Origin of the sequence: Blautia sp. HCN-1074 (assembly GCF_037890165.1) — a bacterium.
Classification (GTDB): domain Bacteria; phylum Bacillota; class Clostridia; order Lachnospirales; family Lachnospiraceae; genus Blautia_A.
Genome location: NZ_JBBKBP010000081.1, coordinates 1 through 479, shown reverse-complemented (window position 1 = coordinate 479; position 479 = coordinate 1). Strand labels below are relative to the sequence as shown.

General features: G+C 38.6%; 1 protein-coding gene. It reads right to left on the bottom strand.

Translation table 11 applies throughout. The annotated features are described in order from the left end of the window. Positions 1 to 130: 130 nt before the first annotated feature. Positions 131 to 463 carry a winged helix-turn-helix transcriptional regulator gene (locus tag WKT11_RS19860; RefSeq protein WP_020993658.1) on the bottom strand — a complete coding sequence of 111 codons (333 nt, stop codon included), beginning with the start codon at positions 461 to 463 and terminating at the stop codon, positions 131 to 133. Positions 464 to 479 lie beyond the last annotated feature (16 nt).

Sequence of the window (479 nt, the reverse complement as noted above, 5' to 3'; positions counted from 1 at the left end):
CAAATGGAAGAAGTAAATCCATAATCAACATAAAAATCCAAAACCCCATTGTAAACCTCCTTTACTACAACTTCCGATTTCTCAGTTTCAAAAAGCTGAAATTGTTCGAGCTTTTCAAATACTAACGTACCTAATTCTGTTCAATAATTGATTTATAGTAGTTACCAAAGTCAGCAAGAGAATTAACAATTGGAAGCATTTTTGTTCCGAGTTCCGTTAAGCCGTATTCAACTCTCGGTGGCTGCTCATGGTAATCGTGGCGATATGCCAGTCCATCACTCATCATTTGTCTTAAACTCTCTGTCAAAACCTTTTGTGAAATACCATCTATACTTCGTTGTAGCTCATTGAATCTCCATGGACGCTCTTTCAAGTTACGCAAAATCAGCAGTTTCCATTTTCCTCCGATGAGAGATACTGCTGTTGCAACTGGGCATTCCGGTAATTCTTCTTTTGCTCGCATAATTCTCACCTCCGAG